Origin of the sequence: Streptomyces mirabilis, from assembly GCF_039503195.1 — a bacterium.
GTDB lineage: Bacteria > Actinomycetota > Actinomycetes > Streptomycetales > Streptomycetaceae > Streptomyces > Streptomyces mirabilis_D.
In genome coordinates this window covers 7,074,825-7,101,420 of record NZ_JBCJKP010000001.1, presented here as the reverse complement: position 1 = coordinate 7,101,420, position 26,596 = coordinate 7,074,825, and the positions used below count along the sequence as shown (strand labels likewise).

23 protein-coding genes and 2 riboswitches are annotated in these 26,596 nt (G+C 68.7%); of the genes, 10 read left to right on the top strand and 13 right to left on the bottom strand.

Annotation, left to right across the window (positions count from 1 at the left end; all coding sequences use genetic code 11):
* Positions 1 to 191: 191 nt before the first annotated feature.
* Positions 192 to 1,175: a helix-turn-helix transcriptional regulator gene (locus tag AAFF41_RS32705; RefSeq protein WP_343325073.1), complete on the bottom strand. Its 984-nt coding sequence runs from the start codon at positions 1,173 to 1,175 to the stop codon at positions 192 to 194.
* A gap of 203 nt (positions 1,176 to 1,378) precedes the next feature.
* On the opposite strand from AAFF41_RS32705, the gene AAFF41_RS32700 reads away from it, so the two are divergent.
* The gene (locus tag AAFF41_RS32700; protein WP_319747038.1) at positions 1,379 to 1,960 is read left to right on the top strand and encodes a TIGR03086 family metal-binding protein; all 582 of its coding nucleotides are present in this window, start codon (positions 1,379 to 1,381) and stop codon (positions 1,958 to 1,960) included.
* Here AAFF41_RS32700 and AAFF41_RS32695 read toward each other — a convergent pair.
* On the bottom strand, positions 1,953 to 2,813 hold the full coding sequence (locus AAFF41_RS32695; RefSeq protein WP_054234599.1) for a thioesterase family protein: 861 nt from the start codon (positions 2,811 to 2,813) through the stop codon (positions 1,953 to 1,955). The two genes, AAFF41_RS32700 and AAFF41_RS32695, sit on opposite strands and share 8 nt — an antisense overlap.
* Before the next feature lie 215 nt (positions 2,814 to 3,028).
* On the opposite strand from AAFF41_RS32695, the gene AAFF41_RS32690 reads away from it, so the two are divergent.
* Positions 3,029 to 4,258, top strand: coding sequence for an alpha/beta hydrolase (locus AAFF41_RS32690; RefSeq protein WP_319747036.1), 1,230 nt, complete (start codon positions 3,029 to 3,031; stop codon positions 4,256 to 4,258).
* Here the strand turns inward: AAFF41_RS32690 and AAFF41_RS32685 are convergent.
* Positions 4,158 to 4,823, bottom strand: coding sequence for a trimeric intracellular cation channel family protein (locus tag AAFF41_RS32685; RefSeq protein WP_082417539.1), 666 nt, complete (start codon positions 4,821 to 4,823; stop codon positions 4,158 to 4,160). The genes AAFF41_RS32690 and AAFF41_RS32685 overlap by 101 nt on opposite strands.
* Positions 4,824 to 4,870: 47 nt before the next feature.
* Positions 4,871 to 6,262 (bottom strand): M1 family metallopeptidase, encoded by a 1,392-nt coding sequence (locus AAFF41_RS32680; protein ID WP_319747034.1) that lies wholly within the window; start codon positions 6,260 to 6,262, stop codon positions 4,871 to 4,873.
* A gap of 347 nt (positions 6,263 to 6,609) precedes the next feature.
* Between AAFF41_RS32680 and AAFF41_RS32675 the strand changes: the two genes are divergently transcribed.
* Positions 6,610 to 7,131 (top strand): hypothetical protein, encoded by a 522-nt coding sequence (locus tag AAFF41_RS32675; protein ID WP_060896609.1) that lies wholly within the window; start codon positions 6,610 to 6,612, stop codon positions 7,129 to 7,131.
* An 80-nt stretch (positions 7,132 to 7,211) separates the two neighbouring features.
* Here the strand turns inward: AAFF41_RS32675 and AAFF41_RS32670 are convergent, their stop codons facing one another.
* The 8 genes from AAFF41_RS32670 to AAFF41_RS32635 all read right to left on the bottom strand — a co-directional run bounded on the left by AAFF41_RS32670 (position 7,212) and on the right by AAFF41_RS32635 (position 16,668).
* Complete coding sequence (locus tag AAFF41_RS32670; RefSeq protein ID WP_343325072.1) at positions 7,212 to 8,597, bottom strand: ABC transporter ATP-binding protein; 1,386 nt, start codon at positions 8,595 to 8,597, stop codon at positions 7,212 to 7,214.
* 23 nt (positions 8,598 to 8,620) lie between these two features.
* Positions 8,621 to 9,715, bottom strand: coding sequence for an ABC transporter ATP-binding protein (locus AAFF41_RS32665; RefSeq protein ID WP_319747030.1), 1,095 nt, complete (start codon positions 9,713 to 9,715; stop codon positions 8,621 to 8,623).
* A complete protein-coding gene (locus tag AAFF41_RS32660) occupies positions 9,712 to 10,710 on the bottom strand; it encodes an ABC transporter permease (RefSeq protein ID WP_319747028.1) in 999 nt (332 codons plus the stop codon). Before AAFF41_RS32660 ends, AAFF41_RS32665 begins: the two co-directional genes overlap by 4 nt.
* 111 nt (positions 10,711 to 10,821) lie before the next feature.
* The gene (locus AAFF41_RS32655; RefSeq protein ID WP_319747027.1) at positions 10,822 to 12,615 is read right to left on the bottom strand and encodes an ABC transporter substrate-binding protein; all 1,794 of its coding nucleotides are present in this window, start codon (positions 12,613 to 12,615) and stop codon (positions 10,822 to 10,824) included.
* Positions 12,616 to 12,684: 69 nt separating this feature from the next.
* Positions 12,685 to 13,692: an ABC transporter permease gene (locus tag AAFF41_RS32650; RefSeq protein WP_319747025.1), complete on the bottom strand. Its 1,008-nt coding sequence runs from the start codon at positions 13,690 to 13,692 to the stop codon at positions 12,685 to 12,687.
* Between the two features lie 343 nt (positions 13,693 to 14,035).
* Complete coding sequence (locus tag AAFF41_RS32645; RefSeq protein ID WP_319747021.1) at positions 14,036 to 14,845, bottom strand: enhanced serine sensitivity protein SseB C-terminal domain-containing protein; 810 nt, start codon at positions 14,843 to 14,845, stop codon at positions 14,036 to 14,038.
* Between the two features lie 196 nt (positions 14,846 to 15,041).
* On the bottom strand, positions 15,042 to 15,845 hold the full coding sequence (locus tag AAFF41_RS32640; protein ID WP_319747019.1) for an enhanced serine sensitivity protein SseB: 804 nt from the start codon (positions 15,843 to 15,845) through the stop codon (positions 15,042 to 15,044).
* Positions 15,846 to 15,987: 142 nt separating this feature from the next.
* Positions 15,988 to 16,668: an AAA family ATPase gene (locus AAFF41_RS32635; RefSeq protein ID WP_319747418.1), complete on the bottom strand. Its 681-nt coding sequence runs from the start codon at positions 16,666 to 16,668 to the stop codon at positions 15,988 to 15,990.
* A gap of 168 nt (positions 16,669 to 16,836) precedes the next feature.
* Positions 16,837 to 16,937: riboswitch (glycine riboswitch) on the top strand.
* A riboswitch (glycine riboswitch) is annotated at positions 16,938 to 17,049 on the top strand.
* A 34-nt stretch (positions 17,050 to 17,083) separates the two neighbouring features.
* Between AAFF41_RS32635 and gcvT the strand changes: the two genes are divergently transcribed.
* From gcvT to AAFF41_RS32600, 7 genes are all read left to right on the top strand, one after another.
* On the top strand, positions 17,084 to 18,202 hold the full coding sequence (gene gcvT / locus AAFF41_RS32630) for a glycine cleavage system aminomethyltransferase GcvT (RefSeq protein WP_054234609.1): 1,119 nt from the start codon (positions 17,084 to 17,086) through the stop codon (positions 18,200 to 18,202).
* Positions 18,203 to 18,331: 129 nt separating this feature from the next.
* Complete coding sequence (gene gcvH, locus AAFF41_RS32625; protein WP_054234610.1) at positions 18,332 to 18,709, top strand: glycine cleavage system protein GcvH; 378 nt, start codon at positions 18,332 to 18,334, stop codon at positions 18,707 to 18,709.
* Between the two features lie 13 nt (positions 18,710 to 18,722).
* Positions 18,723 to 19,985 carry a serine hydroxymethyltransferase gene (gene glyA, locus AAFF41_RS32620; RefSeq protein ID WP_319747009.1) on the top strand — a complete coding sequence of 421 codons (1,263 nt, stop codon included), beginning with the start codon at positions 18,723 to 18,725 and terminating at the stop codon, positions 19,983 to 19,985.
* Positions 19,986 to 20,142: 157 nt separating this feature from the next.
* Positions 20,143 to 21,510 (top strand): L-serine ammonia-lyase, encoded by a 1,368-nt coding sequence (locus AAFF41_RS32615; RefSeq protein ID WP_343325071.1) that lies wholly within the window; start codon positions 20,143 to 20,145, stop codon positions 21,508 to 21,510.
* Between the two features lie 216 nt (positions 21,511 to 21,726).
* A complete protein-coding gene (locus AAFF41_RS32610) occupies positions 21,727 to 22,686 on the top strand; it encodes a D-2-hydroxyacid dehydrogenase family protein (RefSeq protein ID WP_343325070.1) in 960 nt (319 codons plus the stop codon).
* Between the two features lie 721 nt (positions 22,687 to 23,407).
* Complete coding sequence (locus tag AAFF41_RS32605) at positions 23,408 to 24,595, top strand: arylsulfotransferase family protein (RefSeq protein WP_343325069.1); 1,188 nt, start codon at positions 23,408 to 23,410, stop codon at positions 24,593 to 24,595.
* Positions 24,596 to 24,628: 33 nt separating this feature from the next.
* Positions 24,629 to 24,883 carry a hypothetical protein gene (locus AAFF41_RS32600; protein WP_319746997.1) on the top strand — a complete coding sequence of 85 codons (255 nt, stop codon included), beginning with the start codon at positions 24,629 to 24,631 and terminating at the stop codon, positions 24,881 to 24,883.
* 145 nt (positions 24,884 to 25,028) lie between these two features.
* Here AAFF41_RS32600 and AAFF41_RS32595 read toward each other — a convergent pair whose 3' ends face one another.
* Positions 25,029 to 26,516: a tryptophan 7-halogenase gene (locus AAFF41_RS32595; protein WP_319746993.1), complete on the bottom strand. Its 1,488-nt coding sequence runs from the start codon at positions 26,514 to 26,516 to the stop codon at positions 25,029 to 25,031.
* Positions 26,517 to 26,596 lie beyond the last annotated feature (80 nt).

The window sequence follows — 26,596 nt, the reverse complement described above, 5'->3', positions numbered from 1 at the left end:
GGCCGCAAGCAACGGCGCGAGCGCCAGCAGGGCGACGGCGGGGACGAGTCGGGCACGACGGTTCATGGGGTAACTCCCAGTCAAGCCACGTGGACCGGTTCATGAAGGCCGGATGAGTGCGGGATGAGCGATGGACAGAGGACCAGATCCACGTAGGGCCGCGCTGTGCCGAACCTGTGGTTACCTGTGGGTCAACTTCCCTCGTGCGGGGCGCGATCCCCGCCGTACACCGCGCCGATCGCGGCCGCCGCCCCGGCCAGTTCCGCCCGCGCCTCCGGCGGCGACAGCACCTCCACCGTGTCCACGAAGGCCAGCAGCGTGCGGGCCTCGCGGACGACGCCGTACGACAGGTGCGCGAGGACCCACTCGCTCTCGCCGTCGTCCTCCGGAAGCGCCGTGAGGGAGGCCGCGTTGAGCCTGAGGAACATGTCGAGACGGGAACGCCGTACCCGAACTGTGACATCGAGACCGCCCGGCCGCTCCTCGACATGGCGTCGCAACACCTCCCAGACGTCACCCAGTTCGACGCCCGGGCGCCGCTTCACCGGATCGTCCAGGAGCGTCGCCGAGCGCACCCGGTCGGCCCGGAACAGCCGTAGCCGGCCGCGCCGGTCGGCCACGAGGTACCAGACGCCCGCCTTGGACACGAGCCCGTACGGGTCGACGGTGTAGGTGCTGGGCTCGCTGTGCCCGCCGTGCCGGTAGCTGAGCCGCAGCCTGCGGTCGGCGAAGACCGCGTCCTGGAGCACCTCCAGGTCCACGGCCCGCTGGGGGCCGCCCTTCCAGCGCGTCGCGTCGACGAGGATCCGGCGGCTGGTCACCTCGGCGGCCGGACGGTGCGGCGCCGGCAGCGCCGCCATCACCTTGCGCAGCGCGGAACCGAGCGCCGCGTCCAGGCCGAGCGCGGCGTGCGCGCCCTGCGCGGCCAGGATGAACAGCGCGCGGGACTCGTCGGCGGTCAGCCCCGTGACGTCCGTACGGAATCCGGCGAGCAGTTCGATGCCGCCGTGCCTCCCGCGCTCGGCGTACACCGGGACTCCGGAGGCCGAAAGGGCCTCGATGTCGCGGTAGATGGTGCGCACCGACACCTCGAGCCGGTCGGCGAGTTCGTGTGCGGGGACGCGGCCGCGGGTCTGCAGCAGCAGAAGGATCGAGAGCAGACGGTCGGACTTCACGCGCACCAGGATCGCGCACCGCGGATCACGTCCGCCGATCCCCACGGACGCTCGTCCGAAGCTCGTCGTAGAGCCCGTCCTCAATGCTGACGGGAACTGTCAGGTTATCCGGCCAACCTGAGGCGCAACGGCACGACAACGCAACGCCGACACGCGCCGTCCGATACGCGCCACCGCCACACCTACGCCGACAGAGGTCCGCCATGAACATCGACCCCCGCCCCCTCTACACCCGCGCCACCGAGCAGATCGCCGCTCTGGTCGCGACGGTTCGCCCGGAGCAGCTCGCCGGTCCCACCCCGTGCGCCGAGTTCGACGTACGGACCCTGCTGTCGCACATCGCGGGCGGTACCCGCCGGATCGCCGTGGTCGGCGCGGGCGGTGACGGAATGGCCGTACGACCCTTCCTCGACGGCGTCGAGGACGACCGCTGGAGCGCGGCGTACGACGAGGTCAGGACGGAGGTCCGGACGTCCTGGGCGGACGACACGCGCCTGGACGCCCTCGTCACGGTGCCGTGGGGCGAGGCCCCCGGTCGTATCGCCCTGTCGGGCTATGTGATGGAGGCCGTCACCCACACGTGGGATCTCTCCGAGTCCCTCGGACGGCCGCTCGTACTCGATCCGGAGCTGGCCGAGTTCGCGCTCGGGATCGCCCGGCGCGTGCTGCCGGACGAGCGGCGCGACGACGAGGAGTTGCCGTTCGACTCGGCGGTGCCGGCCCCCGAAGGGGCCGACGCCTACGGACGGCTCGCGGCCTACCTCGGCCGGCGACCGCTCAGCTGAGCCGGACCCGGGCGAGCTGTCGGGACTGCGCGACCAGCCGGTCCGCGCTGTCCCACACCTCGGCGTCCTCCTCCAGGAAGCCGCCGGCGAGGTTGCGGGTGGTGATCGACACCCGCAGTGGGCCCGGCGCCGGACGGCAGCGCACATGGACCGTCAGTTCGACCGTCGGTACCCAGCCGGAGATGCCGAGTTCGAAGGCGGTGGGCGGCAGCGCGTCCACCGCGAGGAGCAGCGAGAGGGGGTCGGGGTCACGGCCGTCGGCGAGCCCGAACCAGGAGCGCATCTCGCCCTTCCCGGACGGCGCCCCCAGGGCCCAGCCGAGGGTCGCGGGGTCGAGCTTGAGCATCAGCCGCTCGGTGATGGCGGAGCTGCCGTCGACGGGCGCCGGTCCGTCCTCCGGCCCGAAGCAGTGCTCCATGGGCGGGATCGCGGGAGGTGTCGCCGTGGTGCGGACGTCGTCGGGCAGGGCGTCGAGATCGCCGTACGAGGCGAGTACGCGGATGCGTTCGACCTCGCGGCCCTCGTCGTCGTACTGGAAGAGCGAGGCCTGACCGGTCGACAGGGTCCGCCCCGTCCGGACGACATCCGTTCGGACCACCGCCGGGCCGGGTTGCGACGCGGTCAGATAGTGGGCGGAGACGGTGAACGGGTCGCTGTGCGGCAGGGCGTCGGAGAGGGCGCGGCCCAGGACGGCGAGCAGATAGCCGCCGTTGACGGCGCTGATGATGGTCCATCCGGCGGACAGGTCGATGTCGTAGACGCCGGGTTCGCGCAGGGTGACCGCGGTGTCGCGGTCGAACTCGCTGTCACCGATCGCGGCGCGCGCGGCCTGTGCGGTAGCTGCTTCTGACATGCCTGAACGGTACAACAGGTGATTACTAAGCGGTAGCTTTTACTGTTTCGGGCATGTGAACCCCGTCACCCGAGAGTGAGGTTTCGGCAATTTCTTAGTAAGTGTCCGAACTCTTCCGTGAACCAACGGCATCGGATCCCCCTCTCCAAGGACATAGAACCCGATGCAGCTGCAGACCGTTGATCCAGCCCGTCACAGGAAGAGCCGCACACACCGTGAGCCTCACCGGAACGCCGTTCCTCCTCACCGCCATCGTCCTGGTCGCGGTCGCCCTGATCCTTCCCCTCGTGCTGTGGTCGCGCATTCCCGGCCCCAAGGTGCTGCGCAGCGCGGCCCGGATGGTGATGCTGCTGTTCGCCCAAGGCACCGCGATCACCCTCGTGTTCGTGCTCGTGAACAACGCCAACAGCCTGTACGACAACTGGTCCGACCTGCTCGGCACGGGCAACCACGTGCGGGCGGCCGCCAACCTCGGCCGTGACGGCACCGGCGGCATCTCGCTGCACAGTCTCCCCAAGGTCCGCCAGACGTTCTCGGCGGCCGACGGCCCCGGTATGTCCCAGGCGGGCGGGGTGAAGGTCACCCAGCTGCACGGCCAGGTGTCGGGTGTGGACGCGGAGGTCTACGTCTGGCTGCCGCCGCAGTACAACCAGCCCGCCTATCGCAACCGGAAGTTCCCCGTCGTGGAGCTGCTGCCCGGCTATCCGGGCTCGGCGAAGGCGTGGTTCGGTTCGTTGAAGGTGCATGAGCAGTTGCTGCCGCTGATGCGCGACGGCCAGGTCGCGCCGTTCATCCTGGTGGCGCCGCGCACGAATCTGCTGGCCAAGACCGACACCGGTTGCGCGAACGTGCCCGGCAAGGTGAACGCCGACACCTGGCTCAGCATCGACGTGCCGAAGATGGTGATGGACAACTTCCGGGCGAAGTCCGCGCCGGACGGGTGGGGCGTGGCCGGCTACTCGGCCGGGGCGCACTGCGCGGCCAAGCTGGCCGTCGCCCACCCCGACCGCTACCGGGCCGCGGTGAGCATGTCCGGGTACAACGACCCGATCGGCGAACGCAACTCGCTCGCGGCGCGGAGCCTGACACTGCGCCGGGAGAACAACCCCTACCTGCTGCTCAAGTCGTACCGCACGCCGCCCCGCGTCTCCCTCTACATCTCCGGCGAGGCGCACGACGGCTACGAGGCCGGCGCGGCGCTCCAGTCGGTCGCGAAGGCGCCGACGAGCGTGCAACTGGTGCTGCTGCCGCGGAGCGCGGGCGGCCACAACATGGCCCTGTGGCGGCCGCAGATCCCGGAGACCTTCCGTTGGCTGACCCTGCAGATCGGGCCGGGGGCGCACGCTAAGGAGTCTCCGACTCCGTCGCCGTCGACCGGCGGTGCCAAGCACGCGGCGCTCGCCAGTGGTACCGCATCGCGAGCAACCGCAGGACGAAAGCGGTGACGGCGGCGAGCCCGCTGGTGAACGGGGACAGCGCGTCGTAGCGGATGCACAGGACCACCATCGTGGCGCCGACGATCGCCGGGACCGCGTACAGATCGCGGTCCCAGCGCAGCAGTGAGGGCACCTCGTTGGCGAGGACGTCGCGCAGCACACCGCCGCCGACCGCGGTGGCCAGACCCAGGGCCGCGGACGGGGTGAGGCCGAGGCCGTACTCGTACGCCTTCGTGGTGCCCGCGACGCAGAACAGGCCGAGTCCGGCCGCGTCGAAGACGTTGACCGCGACCTGGATGCGCTCCACCTCCGGGTGAAGGAAGAACACCAGCAGGGCGGCGAGCAGCGGGGTGCTGAAGTAGCCGAGGTCGGTGAACGCGGCCGGGGGTACGGCCCCGATGACCATGTCGCGGAACAGCCCTCCGCCCAGTGCGGTGACCTCGGCGAGGACGGCGATGCCGAAGACGTCGAAGTTCTTGCGGACGGCCAGCAGGGCGCCGGAGATCGCGAAGACGAAGATCCCCACGAGGTCGAGCACATGCTGGACGGAGGGGGTGAACAGTTCCTGAAGCACCCGGACATTCTCACCCGTCGCGGGGCTCGCGCCTTACAAAGAAAGGCCTACAGGGTTGGTTTCCCTGTGGTGAACAGCCAGGTCCGGAAAAGGTCGTCGAGCTGTCGTCCCGAGATCCTCTCGGCGAGGTGGATGAAGTCGGCGGTGTCGGCGTTGCCGTACTTGTGGAGCTTCGTCCAGGCGGGCAGCAGTTCGAAGAACGCGGTGTCGCCGATACGCTCGCGCAGCATCTGGAGGGTCATCGCGCCGCGCTGGTAGACCGCCGAGGCGAACATGGTGTCGCGCTGCGGGTCGGCGACGACGGTCCCCCAGAAGGCGGAGTCCGCGGGCCGCGCGTTGTACCCGGCGAGGAACGAGTCGTGGGCCGAGCGGATCCCCTTGTGCTCGGACCACAGCCACTGGGCGTAGGTCGCGAAGCCCTCGTTCAGCCAGATGTCCTTCCAGCGTTCCACCGACACGGAGTCGCCGAACCACTGGTGGGCCAGCTCGTGCACGATGGTCGACTCCGAGCGCACGGCGGAGTACGCGGGCTTCGACTGCACCTCCAGCGAGAACCCCGCCTGGGGCATGTCGTCGACGATCGCGCCGGTCTCCTCGAAGGGGTAGGGGCCGAAGACCTGCGACCAGTAGTCGGTGGCCTCGGCCGTCACGGCGTACACGTCGACGCTGTTGCTGTTGGTGAGCACCGGGTCGATGGCCACGTAGATCGGCGTCCCGGCCGGGGTCGTCCCCGTCCTCACGTCGAACTTCCCGATGGTCGCGGTCGCGAGATAGGTCGCCATCGGCCTGCTCTCGCGCCAGTGCGCGACCGTGCTGTCGCCTTGGTCGTACGTCGATATCAGCCGCCCGTTGGAGACGCCCGTCAGGCCCTTGGGCGCCTTGATCCGGATGTCGTAGGTGGCCTTGTCGGAGGGGTGGTCGCTGGAGGGGAACCAGGTGGAGGCGGCGTTGGGCTCACAGGCGACGAAGACTCCGTCGGCGGTCTTCATCCACCCGTAGTCGGAGCCGAAGACGATGGGACCGTTCAGGGCTTCGGGGACGCCGCCGTAGGTGACGGTGACGGTGAAGGTCCTGCCCTTGCCGATCGCCCCGTGCGGGGAGATGTGGATCTCGTCGCCGTCGCGGGTGAAGTCGGCGCGTCTGCCGTTCACTTCGACGCGCGTGACCTCCAGTCTCTGCAGGTCGAGGTCGAAGGAGGAGAGGGACTGGGTCGCGCGGGCCGTGAGCGTCGTACGGCCGTCCAGACGGTCGGTGTCCGGGTTGTACGCCACGTTGAGGTCGTAGTGCCGGGCGTCGAAGCCGCCGTTGCCGAGCTGGGGGAAGTAGGAGTCGCCGATGCCGTCGGCGCCCGGGGTCGGGGCGGAGGAGGCGGCGATGACGAGGAAGGAGGCCGCCGCGGTCGCGAGGGCTCCTAAACGTGCCGAACGGGAGAGTGCCATGAGCGTCCCTTTCGTACGTGTTCCGATCGTTCCCGATCAGTTGGACACGCGAGACTCTGCACTCTTCCCTTCGGGCATGCTCATGACTTTGCCCAATCGTCATGGCCTACCCGCCGGTTGACTCCTGACGATCGACTTCCGGTCTCCCCGAACGGGCGGAACCGGTCCGTCATTTGACCACACGAAGACCCCGGCATTTCCGAGTTTTTACCGCCCGAAGCGGCAGGCTCAATTGTTGCTCAACTCCGCAGAATGTGATTGACCGGTCTCGGTCAACTTCATAGTCTCATTCCAGCTTGACGGGCTCCGCCGAAACGGAGGCCGGACCACTTGCATGGGGGAAATTCATGCGTAAGAGAACCAAGCTGGCCACACTCGTCGTCGCCGGAGTAATGCCGCTCGTCGCGGGTGCGGCGCCGGCCTCGGCGGTCGTCACTCCGAAGAGGTCGTGCCCGGTCGATTACGGGGTTCTGATCACCTCGCACTCGGCCTATCGGATTCCCGCCTCGGGGGCCTACTTCAAGGACGGTCCGGGCGGCACCATCACCGCCTCCGTCACCAGGGCGTCCACCATCACGTACAGCCTCTCCGCCTCCCTGGAGGTGAGCGCGAGCTACCTCTTCGCCTCGGCCAAGGCGTCGGTGAGCGGCAGCATCACCAAGTCCGTGGCGATCACGACCGGCCACACGTACTCGCACAACATCCACTCCAACAAGTACGGGAACCTGCAGTACGGCTCCAACGGCTTCAAGGTCGGATGGGAGTCGAACCGCACGAACCCGAACTGTTCGGTGACGACGCTCGCGCGGGGAACGGCCAAGCTTCCGGCGACTTCGGTCGGCTGGCACTACTGGGAAACCAGTTCCTGATAATTCTTCAAAACAAATGCCCCGGTAACCATTCATCTGGTTACCGGGGCATTTGTTTCGGTGAATTCACACCGCCCTGTTCACTTCTGGCTGCCGGTTCCCGACTCCTCCGACGAGTCCGACTCGTCGACGGCGGCCGTTTCGGAGGCCTCTTCGGCAGCAGCCTCCTCAGCGGCGGCGGCCTCCTCGGGGGCGGCCTCCTCAGCGGCGACGGCCTCCTCGGGGGCGGCCTCCTCAGCGGCGGTCTCCTCGGCGGGCTCGGTGGTCGTCTCCGCGGCGGGCTCCGGAGTCTCCTCCGTGGATTCCAGTTCCGCGGCTACCGCAGCCGACGTCTCCGCCGACTCCGCCAGCACCTCGTCGGCCACGAGCGCCGCGGCCTCCTTCGCCGCGGACAGCAGCACGGTGTCCTGGGGCGCCTGGTCCTCGAAGTTCTCCGGGTGGTGGCAGGCGACCTGCTGGCCGGGCTTCAGCTCCAGGAGCGGCGGCTCGGTCGTCTTGCAGACCTCCGTGGCCTTCCAGCACCGCGTGTGGAAGCGGCAACCGCTCGGCGGCGAGATCGGCGAGGGCACGTCGCCCTTGAGCAGGATGCGCTCGCTCTTCACGTTCCGGCGCTTGGGGTCCGGGATCGGCACCGCGGACATCAGCGCCTTGGTGTACGGGTGCATCGGCGCCCTGTAGAGCGAGTCGCGGTCGGCGAGCTCCACGATCTTGCCGAGGTACATCACCGCGATCCGGTCCGAGACGTGCCGGACCACCGACAGGTCGTGCGCGATGATCACGTACGTCAGGCCGAGTTCCTGCTGCAGGTCGTCGAGGAGGTTGACGACCTGCGCCTGGATCGACACGTCGAGCGCCGAGACCGGCTCGTCCGCCACGACCAGCTTCGGGTTGAGCGCGAGCGCGCGGGCGATGCCGATGCGCTGGCGCTGACCGCCGGAGAACTCGTGCGGATAGCGGTTGTAGTGCTCGGGGTTGAGGCCGACGACCGACAGCAGTCGCTGGACCTCCTTCTTGACGCCGCCCTCGGGAGTGACGCCCTGCAGCTTGAACGGGGCACTGATGATCGTGCCGATCGTGTGCCGGGGGTTCAGCGACGAGTACGGGTCCTGGAAGATCATCTGAACGTCACGGCGCATCGGGCGCATACCGCTCACACCGAGGTGCGTGATGTCCTTGCCCTCGAACTCGACCTTGCCCGCGGTCGGTTCGAGCAGCCGCGTGATCAGCCGGCCCATCGTGGACTTGCCGCAGCCGGACTCGCCCACGACGCCCAGGGTCTCCCCGGAGCGCACCTCGAAGTCGAGGCCGTCGACGGCACGCACCGCGCCGACCTGACGCTGCAGCAGACCCTTGCGGATGGGGAAGTGCTTCTGCAGCCCGGTCACCTTCAGCAGGACGTCACCCGGGGCGGCGTCCTTGGTGAGGGTGGCGCCGCCTTCGTCCTGTGCCTGTGCGGGAATGGTCACTTCCGCGTCCTTGGCTTTCTCGCTCACAGCTTCGGCGCAATCTCTTCGGTCCAGATGCGTTCCCGCTGCTCCTGGGTCATGTGGCAGGCGGCCCAGTGCCGTCCGCCGACCTCGGTCAGCTCGGGGCGGACCGTGCGGGTCACGTTGTCCTTGGGAACGTCCGCGTACGGGCAGCGCGGGTTGAAGGCGCAGCCGGACGGGATGTTGATCAGCGAGGGCGGGGAGCCCTTGACGGGGATGAGGCGCTCGGTCTGCTCACGGTCCAGGCGCGGCATCGAGCCGAGCAGCCCCCAGGTGTAGGGGTGCCGTGGCTCGTAGAACACCTTCTCGGCCGGACCGCGCTCGATGCAACGGCCGCCGTACATCACCAGGATGTCGTCGGCGAGCTCCGCGACGACGCCCAGGTCGTGGGTGATGATGATGACCGCGGAGCCGAACTCCTTCTGCAGGTCCCGGATCAGGTCGAGGATCTGCGCCTGGACGGTCACGTCCAGGGCGGTCGTCGGCTCGTCCGCGATGAGCAGTTCGGGGTTGTTGACCAGCGACATCGCGATCATCGCGCGCTGGCGCATACCACCGGAGAACTCGTGCGGGTAGCTGTCGACGCGCTTGTCCGGCTGCGGGATGCCCACCCGGTCGAGCATCTCGACCGCGCGACGCTTCGCCGTCTTCTTGTCCACGTTGTTGTGGATGCGGTACGCCTCCACGATCTGCTGACCGATCGTGTAGTACGGGTGCAGCGCGGAGAGCGGATCCTGGAAGATCATCGCCATCTCGCGGCCGCGCAGCTTGCGTACGTAGTCCGGGTCGGCGGACAGCAGTTCGGTGCCGTTCAGCCAGATCTCGCCGGAGATCTGCGCCTTGCGCTTGCCGTACTGGCCGGCCGTGTGCAGGCCCATGATGCCGAGCGAGGTCACCGACTTGCCGGAGCCGGACTCGCCCACGATCCCGAGGGTCTTGCCCTTCTCCAGCTGGAAGCTGAGCCCGTCGACGGACTTGACCAGACCGTCGTCGGTCGGGAAGTGCACCTTCAGGTCGCGTACTTCGAGGAAGGCGGAGGATGCGGGCGAGTCCTTGACGGGCTCGGCCACCGCTCCGCTCTTGCTGAGTTCGGTCATGACAGCCTCACTCGGGGGTCGATCACGGCGTACAGGACGTCCACCACGAGGTTGGCGATCAGCACCGCGAGAGAAGTGATCAGGGTGACGCCCAGGATGATGGGCAGGTCCTGGTTCTTGATGGCGTCGAGCACCGCACGGCCGAGACCGGGCAGGTTGAACGTGGACTCCGTCAGGATGGCGCCGCCGATGAGGGCGCCGAGGTCCATGCCCAGCATGGTGAGGATGGGGGTCATCGTGGAGCGCATGGCGTGCTTGCCGATGACGACCTGCTCCTTGAGGCCCTTGGCGCGTGCCGTGCGGATGTAGTCCTCGCCCAGGATCTCCAGCATGGTGGCGCGGGTGATCCGGGCGTACATCGCCGCGTAGAGGAACGCGAGGGTGATCCAGGGCAGGATCATGCCGCCGAACCAGCCGCTGAAGCTCTGGCCGAGTGGCACGTACTGCGCGTTGATCCATTTCAGGCCGAAGGCGAAGATCGCCAGGCTGAGCAGACCGGTGAAGTAGATGGGGAGGGAGACACCCGCCAGGGCGACGACCATCGCGCCACGGTCCCAGATGCTGCCCCGCTTGAGCGCGGAGAGCACACCGGCCGCGACACCGAAGACCAGCCACAGCACGGCGGCACCGAGCGCGAGCCCCAGGGTCACCGGGAAGCGGTCGGTGAGCACCGGCCAGACGGCCTGCTCGCTGCGGAAGGAGTAGCCGAAGCAGGGCGCGGCGCAGTGCGTGACATCGCCGCCGCCGGAGTAGGTGCGTCCGACGAAGATGCCCTTGAAGAAGTGCCAGACCTGGGCGTAGATCGGATCGCTCAGGCCCAGCTTCTGCCGTACGGCCTCGACGGCTGCCGGGTCGGCCTGCTTGCCCACGAAGCTCGTGGCGATGTCGACGCCCGCCCACTTGGGGACGAGGAAGAAGATGCCGAAGACCACCATGACGATGACCACGAGCATCACTGCGGCGGCGAACAGCCGCCTGATGAGGTAAGCGAGCACAGCTTACGGCCCGCCGCGGGGCCGCGGGCCACCGGAGGTCATCCGATGGCCCACGGCCACGCCGCGCCGGCCTTCACCTGCCTTTCGTGCCGTACGGCGGGTGTGCCGGGATTACTTTGCGGACTTCAGACCGAGGTTCACGAAGTCGTACGTACCGCTGTAGTTGTCCGTCGTGTAGACGTTCGCGAGGTTGTCGCCGCGCCAGTTGATGAACTTCTCGAAGGTGAAGGGCAGGTAGTACGCGCCCTCCATGACCTTGTGGTTGATCTCGGTCGAGAGCTTGGTCTTGCCCGCGTCGTCCAGCGTGGTGACGTACTGCGAGAACAGACCGTCGATCGTCTTGTCCTTGATCAGCGCGTAGTTGTTGTTGCCGCTCTGCGCGATGTACTTGCTGTCCCACAGCGGCAGACCGAAGCCCTGGACGGTCGGGAAGTCCGGGCCCCAGCCCATGATGATGATGCCGTAGCCCTTCTTCTGGACGTTCGAGGGGCTGCCGATGATGCCGGTGGTCTGCGAACCGTCGTACTGGTCGATCTGGGCGTTGATGCCGATCTTCTTCAGCGACGCCTGGAGCGACTGGGCCGTGGCCACCTCGACGGGCTTGTTGTTGCGCACCGCGATGGTGGTGGAGAAGCCGTTCGGCTTGCCGCACGCCTTCAGCGCCGCCTTGGCCTTCTCGACATTGCCGTTCTTGTCGGCGCCGGAGATGCCGTACGGGTCGTACTTCTGGCCCTCGGCGCCCGGGACGGACGGCGGGAGCATGTTGGTGCCGATGTCACCACCGGCGATCGGGCCACCGCGCGCGGTCTGCAGCGAGACGTGGTCCGCGCCGAGGATCACGGCCTTGCGGCACTCGACGTTGTCGAACGGCTTCACGCTCTGCGGGAAGGCCGCGTACCGGATGTAACCCGAGATCGGGTTGTCCAGGTTGGCCTTGTGCTCCTTCAGGGCGGTGGTGCGGCCCTGCGGGGACATGCCGGTCTGGTTGATGTCCAGGTCCAGGTCACCGTTGAGCAGGCGCTGGTCCAGCTGGTTGGCGTCCGAGAAGAACTGGACGGTGATCTTGTCCGGGTACGCCTTGCGGATCGGGTCCGAGGACTGCTTCCAGTTCGCGTTGCGCACCAGCGTCAGGCTCTTGCCGGGGCTGTAGGAATCGAACTTGTACGGGCCGGAGGAGAACGGCTTCAGGCCGTACTTGGACTTGGTGTCCATGTCCTGGCGGACCGGGGAGGCCGAGACCAGACCCAGCACCTCCTGGAAGTCCGAGTTGGCCTCCGGCAGGTGGAAGACGACCGTCTTGTCGTCCGGCGTGGTGATCGCCTTCAGGCCCAGCTTGTCCTTGGACGTGTCCTTGTAGGGACCCTTGTACTCGCCCTTCGGGTCCAGGAAGTCCTTGAGGTAGGTCGGACCGCCGGACAGCACGTCCTGCGCCCAGACGCGCTCGATGCCGTACTTGACGTCCTTGGACGTGATCGGCTTGCCGTCCTCCCACGTGACGCCGTCACGCAGGGTGTAGGTGTACGTCTTGCCGTTGTCCGTGACCTTCGCGAGACCGGTGGCGAGGTCCGGGGTGAGCTCGGCGCCGGCCTTGCCCGGCTCCGTCTTGCCCGTGACCAGCTGGCGGCTGTAGTAGCGCGCGAAGTTCCACATGAAGCCGTAGTAGCCGCGCGTGGTGTCCCACGAGTCCGCGTCCTGGGCACCGCCGAACCGCAGCGTGCCACCCTTCTTGGCCAGAGAGGCCTGGGCGACCTTGTTGTTCGCGGCGTCGAAGCCGGCGGCGCCGGTCTTCGAACCGTTGTTGTCGCTGCCTCCACCGCCGCACGCCGCCGTGGTCAGCAGTGCGGCGACCGCAGCAGCGGCGGCAAACGCCTGCTTACGCCGCCCTGAGGTGCGTTGGGTAGTCACGATCTCGGATCCTCCGGATTTGATGAGAGACCCCGTGTCGATGCCACGGGACGCTTGGGGTGTGGCAGTTCAGCGGGAAGCCTTCGGGTCCAGCGCGTCCCGCACACCGTCGCCGAAGAGGTTGAAGGCAAGGACGGTGATGAAGATCGCCACACCAGGGACCACCATGTACATGGGGTCGGACTCGTAGTAGTCGATCGCGCTCGACAGCATCTGTCCCCAGGACGAGGTGGGCGGCTTGACGCCCACACCCAGGAAGCTGAGTGCCGCCTCGGTGAGGATGTTCGTGGGGATCATCATCGTCGTGTAGACGATGATCGGTGCGACCAGGTTGGGCAGCAGTTCCTTGAACAGGATGTAGAAGCGCCCGGCGCCCAGCGACCGCGCGGCCTCGACGTACTCACGCTCACGCATCGAGAGCGTCTGGCCGCGCACCACGCGTCCGATGTAGGGCCAGCCGAAGAAGCCGATGACCAGGATCATCACGAACACGCGCACGTTGGAGCCGGACAGGCCCAGCATGTTGTTCGGCATCACCGAGACCAGGGCGATCGTGAACAGGAGTTGCGGGAAGGCCAGCAGGCCGTCCATCACGCGGCTGATGAGCGAGTCCACCCAGCCTCCGAAGAAGCCCGCCAGGATGCCGAGCACGGTGCCGAGGACGACCGCGACGACGGCGGAGAGGAAGCCCACCAGGAGCGAGACGCGGGCACCGTAGAGGATGCGGGCGAGGATGTCGCGGCCGTTGACGGGCTCGACGCCCAGCAGGTGGTGGCCGCTGATGCCGCCCAACGACCCCGTGGGAGTGCCGAACAGAGGGTCGATCAGCTTCTCGTTGAAGGTGTCCGGGTCCTGACCGAGCAGGTTGGTGATCACTGGCGCGAGCAGGGCGATCACGATGAGGACGAGCACGACGATGCCGCCGGTCAGGGCGAGCTTGTCCCTCTTCAGGCGCTCCCAGGCGATCCGGCCCAGGGAACGTCCCTGCACGACCTTTTCGCCGGCGGCGGCAGCCGCCGCTTCTTCGGCCGCACTCGGGGCCGCTTCCGCGGTCGGCTCGTGCAATGGTGCCGTCATCTGGCAGGGACCCCTCTCAACCGGCGGTAGCCGGCCCACACGTGCCGCTTGTAGCGGCGTGATCAGTCCGTCGTACACAGGGGCTAAACCCCCTGGAGCGGGAGTCTTCAACGCCTCGGCGATCTGTAGCCAGACTTGACGGTGAATGGATGCGTAAACGTGATGCTGTCAGGGGGGTTCCGTTATCCGGACGGCGGGTAACGGGGGTCGGACGCGGGGCAATTAGGACACTGGGCGTCAATACGGGCATAACCCGGACGATCCCTAGTCATCTACGCGCGAAGAAATGCAGAGCCGCGGTGAAGGAACCGTGCCGATCCTTCACGGTTCGCCGGATTGCGGATCAGTATCCGCCGGGTGCCGGTGGATAGCCGTACCCACCCGCCATCGGAGCCTGGGCGGGGGCCGCGGGGGCCGCGTGGGCCTCGCGGTCGTAGAACGGCCGCGCGTTGGCGCCCAGCCACATCGCCACCGGGTCGTACTCGTCCGACATCGCGACGGTCGACACGGGCAACCCGTCCGGAACCGCGCCGATGGACTGCTGCATCATCGCCCGCACCGAGTCGACGGCGGGCGGCGACGTGTCGTAGACGTCCAGTCCGATGGCCAGGTACGGCGCCCCGAGCGCCGGCTGCACCCAGGCGCGGCGCAGCGAGCGCACGGCGGTGGTGCGATGGGCGTTCTGCGTGAGCAGGGCGTAGAACTGCGGGATCTCGATGCCGGGTTCGGACAGTCGCAGCGGGCCGGCGGGCTGGCGCTCCAGACCCGCCGCGATTCTGCGCAGATCGAGCCAGGGAATGCCGACCCCGCCGCCCGGGGCGTGCGGATTGAGCCAGAGCCCGAAGTGGTCGGGGTAGAGGGTGCGGGCGACGTCGAGACCGTCGACGACCTCGTACGACCGGTTCCAGCCGCTGGCCGAGAGCTCCTGGGCGGAGGTGACGCACGGCGCGTAGCCGAAGCCCTCCACCTCCATGTTCCCGTACTGGGCGTCCGGGGAGCCCGCCTGGCCGTGCCAGAGCAGCATCCACACCTGACCCGACGACGGGGTCGCGAGCGCGCGAAGGAGCGCCTCGTAGGCGTCGTAACGCCCGGGCGTCACCTGGCGCAGCATGTGCTCGACCTGACCGGCCGCGGCCGTGCCCGACGCGCTCACCTTCAACCGCCCCTTCGCGAAGAAATCATGACGTCGACCAACACCTCGGCCGAACCCCGGCCGAGCCATGGAACCAGCTTAAGCGGCGAATGCGCTCCGCCGGGGAAGCCGTTGGAAGCCCGGGCTCGCTGTGTTTGGGCCGCGGCAGGTCCGTTGTGGTGCTCACGCGGTTCCCCGCGCCCCTGACGGGGCGCTTCTACTGGCCTTGCTGATAAAAGGGCCGTACCTGGGCTCGCATCCAGTCGGCCACCGGGTCCTGGGCGACGTCGAGGAGGACGAGGTTCACCGGCCACTTGACCGCGACGCGGGCGAGGGCGCGGGAGAGGGCGTCCATGGGGAGTGTCCGGAGGTCTCCCTCCCACACGGAGAGTTCGACCCCGACGAACATGACCGGGTCGTCGCCCTCGATGCTGGCCAGACAGCGGCGGGCGGTCAGGACGACTCCCGTCGCCGCGAACTCGGCCGAGGCGGCGGCGAAGAAGTCCACCGGGTCGTCCTGCCAGTCGGGCTCGTAGAGTTTCACCCGGCCACCGCTCGTGGGCCCGTCCAGCGGGGTGCGCCCGGTCCGGCACAGCTCGGCGACCGCGAGGGGCGGCAGCGGCACACCGACCACCCCGTCCGGGTTGATCGCGATGCCGACCTGCGGGGGCAGCCCGCGGGCGAACTCGACCGCGGGCGCGATCGTGTACGACAGATGGCCGCCCGCGACCTGGCGGAACTGCTCCTCGGAGCTGAAGACCGGCACGTACGCCTGGCCCTCGATCTCCAGGGTGGGCAGGTCGAGGGATCCCGCGTGCGGTCCGCCGCCGTTGGGCAGCGGCACCCAGACGAAGCTGCGGCCGAGGACCTCGACGATGCGGCCGCCGGCCGAGGGCACTCCGAGGGACGCGGAGAGCACCTCCTCCAGTTCGTTGCCCGGCCAGCCACCGTGCGAGTGGGGGTGGGGGCCGGGTTGCGGGTACGCCGGTACCGAGAAGTCCGGGAAGTCGGGGATGTCCATCTGTCTACCTGTCTACCGCCTGCGGTGAACCACTGTTCTGGTGTTCTGGCTGGAAAGGTTAGTGGGCCCGTATGACTTCCCGACCGCTCTCGACCGCACTCTCGGCTGCTCCCGACCGCTCTCGGCCACGCGCGGCCGTTTCTCAGTCATCGAAGCCGATCCTCCGCAGTACGTCCGCCGCGTCCCGGTCGAGGAGCACCGCCGAGCCGCAGCCCTCCGGCAGGTCGCCCCGCTCGACGGAGCGCAGCAGCCGGGCGACCGCGCCCCGGTGACGGGCGAACGCGTACCGCGACACACCCCGGCCGCGCTCGCGCTGACCCTCCAGCGCCGTACCGGGCGTGACGTCGAGCAGCAGCAGGTGGAGGGTGCCGCCACGGCGCTGGGCCTCGCGGGCGAGCCAGCGGCGCACCCAGGCCTGTGTACCGCAGTCGTGCACGACGAGCCCGGCGCCGGAGCGCAGGGAGCGACGCAGGCCCGCGTAGTGCGCGAGGCGGACGAGGGGCCGGTAGACGGCATACGGCAGCCGGCCGCCCGTCCACTCGTCCCAGCGGTCCCGGGTGTCCTGGGAGTCGATGCGCGGGCCCTCGACGGCGCGGCGCATCAGGGTCGACTTGCCGCTGCCCGGCAACCCGGTGACCACGACGACGTCGGGCGCCGCGAAGTGCAGACCGTGCGGAGAGTGTCCCGCGCGCTCCCTGAGGTCCCGGACGACGGCTGTCGGCAGCGCTCCGCACGCCTCCCGGGTCCTGGCCGGGGCACCGGGCTGCTCGGGCAGCGCGAGGCCCGAGGTCGTGGCGTACGCCGTGGTCCTGTTCACCGTGATCGTCCTCCCCTTGGGTGTGGAGTCCCATCCCCGTCGAGTGTAAAGAGAAGGTAATGCGCGGTGTCTCTCGTTTCCGTACGCGGACTGCCACAGGCCGGTTACAGATGCGGACTGCCGTGATCGGACGGCGCGTGCGATGATGTGCCCGCCAACTGCATACCGGCCGCTTGAATCCGCGCGGGAGAGTTCCGGGTACCTTCGGGTACCCGGGCGCCGAAGGAGCAAGTCCCTCCCTTGAATCTCTCAGGCCCCGTTACCGCGCGGGCGAGGCACATCTGAAAAGCGGGCCGCTGTCCAGTGGCTCCACCCAAGGTGCAAGTCAGGACCTCCGTTCGCGGGGTCGTGATGAACCTCTCAGGTTCCGATGACAGATGGGGAGGAACGACCTCGCCGTCATGCCTTGGGAGCCCCACCGATGAGCAGTAACGCACCCCGTCTCACCGCGCTCGATGCCCTGCATCGCTCGCTCGGCGCGACGATGACCGACTTCGCGGGCTGGGACATGCCCCTGCGCTACGGCTCCGAGCGCGACGAGCACCTCGCCGTGCGCACCCGGGCCGGCCTCTTCGACCTGTCGCACATGGGCGAGATCACGGTCACCGGGCCGCAGGCCGCCGCCCTTCTCAACCACGCGCTGGTCGGCAACATCGCCTCCGTCGGCGTCGGCCGCGCCCGCTACACGATGATCTGCCGGGAGGACGGCGGCATCCTGGACGACCTGATCGTCTACCGACTGGCCGAGAACGAGTACATGGTCGTCGCGAACGCCTCCAACGCCCAGGTGGTGCTGGACGCGCTGGCCGAGCGTGCCGCCGGCTTCGACGCCCTCGTGCGCGACGACCGGGACGCGTACGCGCTGATCGCCGTGCAGGGCCCCGAGTCCCCCGGCATCCTCAAGTCGCTGACCGACGCCGACCTGGACGGGCTGAAGTACTACGCGGGCCTGCCGGGCACCGTCGCGGGCGTCCCGGCGCTGATCGCCCGGACGGGCTACACGGGCGAGGACGGCTTCGAGCTGTTCGTGGCCCCGTCCGACGCCGAGAAGCTGTGGCAGGCGCTGACGGACGCGGGCGCGCCCGTCGGGCTCGTCCCCTGCGGCCTCTCCTGCCGCGACACGCTGCGCCTGGAGGCGGGCATGCCGCTGTACGGGCATGAGCTGACCACCTCGCTCACCCCCTTCGACGCGGGGCTCGGCCGGGTCGTGAAGTTCGAGAAGGAGGGGGACTTCGTGGGACGTGCCGCGCTCCAGGAGGCCGCCTCCCGCGCCGAGGAGAACCCCCCGCGGGTACTCGTCGGGCTTGTCGCCGAGGGCCGTCGCGTGCCGCGCGCCGGGTACCCGGTCGTCGCCGACGGCAAGGTGATCGGCGAGGTCACCTCCGGCGCGCCCTCCCCCACGCTGGGCAAGCCGATCGCGATGGCGTACGTCGACGCCGCGCACGCCGCGCCGGGCACGGCCGGAGTCGGCGTGGACATCCGGGGCAGCCATGAGCCGTACGAGGTCGTGGCGCTGCCGTTCTACAAGCGCCAGAAGTAGCTTCGGGGCCGAAAGGGCCCCGTCCAGCGCGCCCACGTGACGCACGCCGCTGTGTCACGTCTCGTATCCCAAGACCACTCGGTCATCCCCGTTCATCCGCACTCCCCCGCGTACAGGAGAATTCAGGCCATGAGCAACCCCCAGCAGCTGCGCTACAGCAAGGAGCACGAGTGGCTGTCGGTCGCCGAGGACGGCGTCTCGACGGTCGGCATCACCGAGTTCGCGGCCAACGCGCTCGGCGATGTCGTCTACGCCCAGCTTCCGGAGGTCGGTGACACGGTGACCGCGGGCGAGACCTGCGGCGAGCTGGAGTCGACCAAGTCGGTCAGCGACCTGTACGCGCCGGTCACCGGCGAGGTCGTGGAGGCCAACCAGGACGTGGTCGACGACCCGTCGCTGGTGAACTCCGCCCCCTTCGAGGGCGGCTGGCTGTTCAAGGTACGCGTCACGGACGAGCCGGCCGACCTGCTCTCCGCCGACGAGTACACCGAGTTCTCCGGCTCTTAAGGACTTCTGACTGATGTCGCTTCTGAACACGCCCCTGCACGAGCTGGACCCGGACGTCGCCGCCGCCGTCGACGCCGAGCTGCACCGCCAGCAGTCCACCCTGGAGATGATCGCCTCGGAGAACTTCGCTCCGGTCGCGGTCATGGAGGCCCAGGGCTCGGTCCTGACCAACAAGTACGCCGAGGGCTACCCGGGCCGCCGCTACTACGGCGGCTGCGAGCACGTCGACGTGGTCGAGCAGATCGCCATCGACCGCGTCAAGGCGCTCTTCGGCGCCGAGCACGCGAACGTGCAGCCCCACTCGGGCGCCCAGGCCAACGCGGCGGCGATGTTCGCGCTGCTGAAGCCGGGCGACACGATCATGGGTCTGAACCTCGCGCACGGCGGGCACCTCACCCACGGCATGAAGATCAACTTTTCCGGCAAGCTGTACAACGTGGTCCCGTACCACGTGAACGACGAGACCGGCCAGGTCGACATGGACGAGGTCGAGCGCCTCGCCAAGGAGTCCAGGCCGCAGCTGATCGTGGCGGGCTGGTCGGCCTACCCGCGTCAGCTGGACTTCGCCGCGTTCCGCCGGGTCGCGGACGAGGTCGGCGCGTACCTGATGGTCGACATGGCGCACTTCGCGGGGCTCGTGGCCGCGGGTCTGCACCCGAACCCGGTGCCGCACGCCCACGTGGTCACGACCACGACCCACAAGACGCTGGGCGGCCCGCGCGGTGGCGTGATCCTGTCCACCGCCGAGCTGGCGAAGAAGATCAACTCCGCGGTCTTCCCCGGTCAGCAGGGCGGTCCGCTGGAGCACGTGATCGCCGCGAAGGCCGTCTCGTTCAAGGTCGCCGCCTCCGACGACTTCAAGGAGCGCCAGCAGCGCACGCTGGACGGCGCGCGGATCCTGGCGGAGCGCCTGGTCCAGGACGACGTCAAGGCCGTGGGCGTGGACGTCCTGTCCGGCGGCACGGACGTGCACCTGGTCCTCGTCGACCTGCGCAACTCCGAGCTGGACGGTCAACAGGCCGAGGACCGTCTCCACGAGGTCGGCATCACGGTCAACCGCAACGCCATCCCGAACGACCCGCGCCCCCCGATGGTCACGTCCGGCCTGCGCATCGGCACGCCCGCGCTCGCCACCCGCGGCTTCCAGGCCGAGGACTTCACCGAGGTCGCGGACATCATCGCCGAGGCGCTGAAGCCCTCCTACGACGCGGAGTCACTGAAGACCCGCGTGTCCGCCCTGGCCGACAAGCACCCGCTGTACCCCGGCCTGAAGTAGTACCGCCTGAAGCAGTACAGAACCAGTTCCTGCGAAAGTTCACTTTCGTACAGAAATTCGCACGGAACGTACGATTCACCAGGACGCCGCGCACACTGGAACCGCAGGTGTGCGCGGCGCCCGCCCCCATGCACCACCCCCGTTGTGAGGAGTCCCCGTGGCCATCTCGGTCTTCGACCTGTTCTCGATCGGCATAGGCCCATCGAGCTCCCACACGGTGGGCCCGATGCGTGCGGCGCGCATGTTCGCCCGCCGGCTGCGCAACGAGGAGCTGCTGGACTCGGTGGTCTCCGTCCGGGCCGAGCTGTACGGCTCCCTGGGCGCGACCGGTCACGGCCACGGCACCCCCAAGGCGGTGCTGCTGGGCCTGGAGGGCGCGTCGCCGCGAACCGTGGACGTGGAGGGCGCCGACGACCGCGTGGAGCGGATCAAGTCGTCGGGCCGCCTCTCGCTCCTCGGCACGCACGAGATCTCCTTCTCCTTCGCCGACGACCTGGTCCTGCACCGCCGCAAGGCCCTGCCGTACCACGCGAACGGCATGACGGTCTTCGCGTACGACGCCTCCGGCACGCTCGTCCTGGAGAAGACGTACTACTCGGTCGGCGGCGGCTTCGTGGTCGACGAGGACGCGGTGGGCGAGGACCGCATCAAGCTCGACGACAGGGTGCTCAAGTACCCGTTCCGCTCGGGCGACGAACTGCTGCGGCTGACGAAGGAGACCGGCCTGTCGATCTCCGCCCTGATGCTGGAGAACGAGCGGGCCTGGCGCACCGACGAGGAGATCCGCGAGGGCCTGCTCGCCATCTGGCGTGTGATGCAGGCGTGCGTCTCCCGGGGCATGTCCCGCGAGGGCATCCTGCCGGGCGGGCTCAAGGTCCGCCGCCGCGCCGCCGTCTCGGCCCGCCAGCTGCGGGCGGAGGGCGACCCGCTGGCCCACGCGATGGAGTGGATCACGCTCTACGCCATGGCGGTGAACGAGGAGAACGCGGCGGGCGGCCGGGTGGTCACGGCCCCCACGAACGGCGCCGCGGGCATCATCCCGGCGGTCCTCCACTACTACATCAACTTCATCCCGGGCGCGGACGAGGACGGCGTCGTGCGCTTCCTGCTGGCCGCCGGCGCCATCGGGATGCTCTTCAAGGAGAACGCCTCCATCTCCGGCGCCGAGGTCGGCTGCCAGGGCGAGGTCGGCTCGGCCTGCTCGATGGCCGCGGGCGCCCTCGCCGAGGTCCTCGGCGGCAGCCCCGAACAGGTCGAGAACGCCGCCGAGATCGGCATGGAACACAACCTCGGCCTCACCTGCGACCCGGTCGGCGGCCTCGTCCAGATCCCCTGCATCGAACGCAACGGCATGGCGGCGGTCAAGGCGGTCACCGCCGCCCGCATGGCCATGCGCGGCGACGGCTCCCACAAGGTCTCCCTCGACAAGGTCATCAAGACCATGAAGGAGACGGGCGCGGACATGAGCGTCAAGTACAAGGAGACGGCGCGGGGCGGGCTCGCGGTCAACATCATCGAGTGCTAGGCGAACAGGCCCTGACCAGCGGATTGTGACCAGCAGGTCCGTAGCACGTACGCAACGTCGAATGCCCCTCCGGCGCAGCCGCCCCGGCGGCTCGTCACAGCGAACCCCTCCCGTTCTCCGGTGCCGTGAGCGGCCGGGGCAGGATCGTGCTGCCGGGTGACCCCGGACGGGGCGCGTGTCCGCGCCCCGACAGCGAGAACACCTGGGAGAAATGACGTGCAATTCCGCTGCGCCGTACTCGACGACTTCCAGAACGTGGCGAGCGCATGTGCCGACTGGTCGACGCTGACCGATCGGGTCGAGGTCGTCTCCTTCGCCGAGCACTTCGCCACCGAGGACGAACTCGCCGCGGCTCTCGCCGACTTCGACTTCGTGGTCACCCTGCGCGAGCGGGTGCCCTTCCCGGACTCGTTGCTGAACCGGCTGCCCCGCCTGAAGCTGCTGATCGCCTCCGGCATGCGCAACTCGGTGATCGACTACGCGGCCGCGAAGGCGGCCGGCGTCACCGTGTGCGGCACCCAGAGCTCCTCGACGCCGCCGGTCGAACTCACCTGGGCCCTGCTGCTCGGACTCGCCCGCGGCATCGTCCAGGAGAACAACGCCCTGCGCGACGGCGGCCCCTGGCAGTCCACCGTCGGCGCCGACCTGCACAGCCGCACGCTCGGCCTGCTCGGTCTCGGCAAGATCGGCAGCCGGGTGGCCCAGGTCGGACTCGCCTTCGGCATGGAGGTCACCGCCTGGAGCCGGCACCTCACCAAGGAACGCGCGGACGAGGTCGGCGTCGAACTCGCCTCCTCCAAGGAGGAGTTGCTGGCAAGCAGCGACTTCATCTCCGTCCACCTCGCGCTGAGCGACCGCACCCGGGGCCTGCTCGGCGCCGCCGAGATCGCCCTCCTCAAGCCCACCGCCTACCTGATCAACACCTCGCGGGCCGCGATCGTCGACCAGGAGGCCCTGCTCGCCGCGCTGCACGAGGGCCGTATCGCCGGCGCCGGCGTCGACGTCTTCGACGTCGAACCGCTGCCGGGCAACCACCCGATGCGCACCGCACCGCGGCTGCTCGCCACCCCGCATCTCGGCTATGTGTCCCGCGCCAACTACGCGCGCTACTACGGCCAGGCCCTGGAGGACATCCAGGCCTACCTCGACGGCGACCCGGTCCGGGTCCTCGGCTGACGTGCCGTCGTGAGCCCCGGCGGCAGCGGTGGGACGGAGCTGCCGCGTGTCCGGGTGAGGCCGCACCTGCCGAACGGCCTACCTGAGTGGCTTTCAGCAGGCGCGGGCCCCTCTCGCTGCATACCGTCACCAGAGGAACAGCTCCCGGTCTTGATCGTCATGGGTCGGAGGGGTGAACCGAACACGACGTTCGAGGACGAGCGGCACCGCCGTCGGAGAAGGGTTCCGGGTGCCAAGGAGGTCGGCAAATGGTGACGCGAGAGCCGCGGGTCCGCCGGACACGGGGAAGGACCCGCCGCACCGTCGGAGCATGCGTGCTCGCGGCAGGGTGTGTCTTCGCACACTCCGTGCCGTCGGCCATGGCGGGTCCCCAAGGGGGCGCGTCCCGCCGGTGCGCGACGAAACCCTTCCCTCCGTCGGAAAGTACTCCACCTCCGATCCTGTCGGGCAGCGATGTGTGGAGTTTCGTCTCCGAACCGGGTCTTCACCCCATGCGGGTGACCGTGACCGCGAACAAACCGGGAACGGCTCACGGAGACGTCTTTGTCGCCCCGTTCAGCGCGGACCGGATGGTCGGCCAGACGGGGGCACTGGTCAATGACAACTCGGGTGATCCGGTCTGGTTCCGCCCGCTGCCTTCCACGAACCTCCAGAACGCCGATTTCAAGGTCCAGACCTATTACGACGGCCGCGGGGGCCGGGGACAACCGGTGCTGACCTGGTGGCAGGGGACTCTCGCCCTTCCCCGGCGTATACGAACCTGCCGGCCGGTGCGCCGGAACCGGGCGGGTGCTACTACATCTACGACTCCCACTACCGCCTGCTCAAAACGGTCTTCGCGCATCACGGCTACTACCCGGACGAGCACGAGTTCACCCTGACCCGCCGGGGCACCGCCCTGTTCATCGCCTCCAGACCGGTGCCCATGGATCTCACACCCTATGGAGGTCCGAAGAACGGAGCGATCGAGAACAGCGAGATCCAGGAGGTCGACCTCGCCACGGGGAGACTCCTCTATTCATGGAACGCCCTGGACCATATCGACCCCGCCGATTCCGAGGAGGCGGCCTCCAGCGCGTCGTCGTCCGGCGGAGTGTGGGACGCCTTTCACATCAACTCCGTCGACGAGGGCCCTGACGGCCGGCTGTTGATCTCGGCCCGGAACATGTGGGCGATCTACGACGTCACCAAGAAATCCGGGAAGGTCCGCTATCGGATCGGGGGAAAGAAAAGCGACTTCACCTTCGGTCCGAACGCGGACTTCTACTGGCAGCACGATGCCCGATTCCGGCCAGGAAACCGGATCAGCATGTTCGACGACGGCTGCTGCGACCTGCCCGACGGCGCCCCCGAGCAGCGTTCGCACGGCCTGATCCTCAGCCTTGATTTCCGCAGCCACAGGGCGACGGCGGTCAAGACCTACTACCACCAGCCGCCGTTGGAGTCACCAACCCAGGGAAACACCCAGGCCCTCTCCAACGGCAACGAATTCATCGGGTGGGGTCAGAGCCCGTACTACTCGGAGTACGCGGGTGCGGGGAACACCGAGGCCAACGCCTCGCGGAACCTGCTCTACGACGCGAAGCTGCCGGGCTCCGACATCTCTTACCGAGCCTTCCGGAACAAATGGATCGGCACGCCCTCCTACCCACCGAGTGCGGCGGCACGGTCCGACGGCGGGCACAGCGTCGTCTACGCCTCCTGGAACGGCTCGACGCAGACCGCAGCATGGCAGGTACTCGCCGGATCCGACCCCGATTCCCTGTCGGTCGTCGTCCGACACGCCCCACGGTCCGGGTTCGAGACCGCCGTCACCACACCCGAGCCAGGACCGTACTTCAAGGTCAGGGCGCTGGACGCGAAGGGCAGGGTCATCGGGGACTCCCGCGTGGTGAAACTCTCCGGCTGACCGTTGACGGGGGCACCATGAGGGAGTCACAGCATGACCGAAGTGAGAGAACCGCGCCCGGACCCCGCCCGCCGGCCCCACCTGGGAATGCACCCCGGCGAACTCGACGGCAAATGGTACGCCAAGTACTGGAACCCGGTGATGGCACCAATGCCGGAGCACATCAAGGAGGCGATCGGTCTTGGCCCGCAGCCGCCCCCGCTGTTCGTGTCCTGGCTGGGGCGGCCTGAACTGCGTACCGCTGCCGCGGACACCAAGGACAGCCCGGTGGCCGGCCCGAGCGAATGATCGGAGCGGAGGCCGAAGGGTCGCCGACAGCTGCGACCCCGGGTCGATCGGCCCCACCCCCTTCGCGAGCGCCAAGGGGCGCAGACCTCGACAGCCGTGACCGCGACCACTCGACCCCTGTCGCCTGTCGCCTGTCGTCGAACGCTCATTCGGCCGGCGCCGCCCACCGCAGCCCGTCGGCCGAGGGCACCAGTCCGCCCGGAAAGAGCGCGGCCTCCGGATCGAGATCGCCTCCGAGCACGGCTTGGACCTGGATCTGGGTGCCCTGCTCCATCACGCTACCCATGATGTCCGACTGGTACATGGGGGTGGAATCGTCTCCGCGGGTCCGGTCGACCTGGGACACCGACCGCTCGAGTTCGCCGGCGGTGTGCTTGAACCGTGCCCGGGCCGACTCGGCGTCGACGAAGGTGCCGTCCAGGGAGGCGACGCCGCCCACCAGCTCGACGAACGCCTCGAGCTCCGACTCCGCGAAGGCGGTGACCTTCTTCGCCTGCCAGAAGTACGATTCGTGGTCGCTGTTCATGTCGTAGAACGAGACCAGGAACTCGTAGAAGAGGCCGTACTCGTGGCGGTACCGCGCTTCGAACTCGGCGAAGCTCTCGTCTTCGCCGAGGTCGCCCGCCAGTACGGTGTTGATGGACCGCGCGGCGAGCAGGGCGCTGTAGGTCGCGAGGTGCACCCCTGAGGAGAAGACCGGGTCGACGAAGCACGCGGCGTCTCCGACCAGGACCATTCCCGGGCGCCAGTACCGGCTGTTGCTGTACGAGTAGTCCTTGCGAACGCGCACCTGTCCGTACACGCCCTCGGTGATGCGCTCGGCGTCGGCCAGCATGTCGTCGATCCGGGGGCACTTCGCGATGAGCCGCGAGAGCGCATCGGCGGGATCGCCCTGCACCGAGTCCGCGAACGCGCGGCTCACCACCGCACCCACGCTGGTGATCCGGTCGCTCAACGGGATGTACCAGAACCAGCCTTCGTCGAAGGCGGCGCAGAAGATGTTGCCGTCCCTCGGCGCGGGCAGCCGCTTGCCGCCCTCGAAGTAGCCGAAGACGGCGATGTTGCGGAAGAAGTCCGAGTAGATGCGATCGCCGCCGGCCTCGCGGTGGATCCGGCTCTTGTTCCCGGACGCGTCGACGACGAACCGCGCGCCGACCGTGTGCCGGGCGCCGGTGGAATCGGTGTAGACGAGCCCTCGGACCCGTTCCTCGTCCTCGGTCACCTCGACCACGGAGCACTCCTCCCGCACCTCCACCCCGAGCTTGCGGGAGTGCTTGAGCAGGATGTCGTCGAACTTCATCCGCTCGACCTGGTAGGCGTGCGAGGTCGGGCCCGCCATCCGCGGCGAGATGGCGAACGCGAACGACCACGGCTCGGGGCTGCTGCCCCAGCGGAAGGTGCCACCGTGCTTGCGCATGAAGCCGGCCCGCTCGATCTCCTCGGAGACGCCCAGCAGCCCGCAGATTCCGTGCACGGTCGCCGGCAGCAGCGACTCTCCGATCTGGTACCGCGGGAACGACTCCTTCTCGAGCAGGAGCACCCGATGCCCCTGCATGGCGACGAACGACGCGACGGTCGAGCCGCTCGGGCCGCCGCCGACCACCACGACGTCGAACTCTTCTCCGGTTGACACGGTTGTTCTCCTTCTCTGCTGGTCAAGAGCGGGACGGTGCGGGCGGCGACCGCACCGGGGCGGGGCAGGCCGGGACCGGA

What these genes read in the sequence shown, in the direction of transcription:
- AAFF41_RS32700 (WP_319747038.1), top strand. Translation starts at nt 1,379, where the DNA reads ATGAACATCGACCCCCGCCCCCTCTACACCCGCGCCACCGAGCAGATC.
- AAFF41_RS32695 (WP_054234599.1), bottom strand. Translation starts at nt 2,813, where the DNA reads ATGTCAGAAGCAGCTACCGCACAGGCCGCGCGCGCCGCGATCGGTGAC.
- AAFF41_RS32680 (WP_319747034.1), bottom strand. Translation starts at nt 6,262, where the DNA reads ATGGCACTCTCCCGTTCGGCACGTTTAGGAGCCCTCGCGACCGCGGCG.
- AAFF41_RS32675 (WP_060896609.1), top strand. Translation starts at nt 6,610, where the DNA reads ATGCGTAAGAGAACCAAGCTGGCCACACTCGTCGTCGCCGGAGTAATG.
- AAFF41_RS32665 (WP_319747030.1), bottom strand. Translation starts at nt 9,715, where the DNA reads ATGACCGAACTCAGCAAGAGCGGAGCGGTGGCCGAGCCCGTCAAGGAC.
- AAFF41_RS32650 (WP_319747025.1), bottom strand. Translation starts at nt 13,692, where the DNA reads ATGACGGCACCATTGCACGAGCCGACCGCGGAAGCGGCCCCGAGTGCG.
- AAFF41_RS32640 (WP_319747019.1), bottom strand. Translation starts at nt 15,845, where the DNA reads ATGGACATCCCCGACTTCCCGGACTTCTCGGTACCGGCGTACCCGCAA.
- gcvT (WP_054234609.1), top strand. Translation starts at nt 17,084, where the DNA reads ATGAGCAGTAACGCACCCCGTCTCACCGCGCTCGATGCCCTGCATCGC.
- gcvH (WP_054234610.1), top strand. Translation starts at nt 18,332, where the DNA reads ATGAGCAACCCCCAGCAGCTGCGCTACAGCAAGGAGCACGAGTGGCTG.
- glyA (WP_319747009.1), top strand. Translation starts at nt 18,723, where the DNA reads ATGTCGCTTCTGAACACGCCCCTGCACGAGCTGGACCCGGACGTCGCC.
- AAFF41_RS32600 (WP_319746997.1), top strand. Translation starts at nt 24,629, where the DNA reads ATGACCGAAGTGAGAGAACCGCGCCCGGACCCCGCCCGCCGGCCCCAC.